1 pseudogene is annotated in these 437 nt (G+C 67.3%); it reads left to right on the forward strand.

Annotated elements, in window-relative coordinates:
• A pseudogene (locus RNC47_RS36960) lies at positions 1-262 on the forward strand (aspartate aminotransferase family protein); the annotation flags it as partial.
• Positions 263-437 lie beyond the last annotated feature (175 nt).

Raw genomic sequence — 437 nt, forward strand, 5'->3', positions numbered from 1 at the left:
CCACCCCGACTGGTTCGTCGGGATCCGGCAGAACGGCGTGGTGATCGGTCTGGAGTTCGACCACCCCGAAGGCGCCAAGTTCGTGATGCGGGAACTCTACGAGAACGGAGTGTGGGCGATCTTCTCGACGCTGGATCCCCGTGTCCTGCAGTTCAAACCGGGTCTCCTGCTCTCGCGCGAACTCTGCGAGGACGTCCTGGACCGCCTCGCCGTCGCGGTGGCCAGGGCCGAGACCGTCGTGAGAGGACGTAAAGCATCATGACCAGTACCGCACAGGCCGGCCACATGCTGGAACGGGCCGGTTGGGCCGCGGCAGCCTACGCCGATTACGACGCCGCGGCGGTGAACAACATCGTCAACGCGGTGGCCGACGCGGCCTACGCCGCAGCCGAACGGTTCGCCGCCGAGGCGGTGGCCGAGACCGGGATGGGTGTGGT

Source organism: Streptomyces millisiae (genome assembly GCF_031845425.1).
Lineage (GTDB): Bacteria > Actinomycetota > Actinomycetes > Streptomycetales > Streptomycetaceae > Streptomyces > Streptomyces millisiae.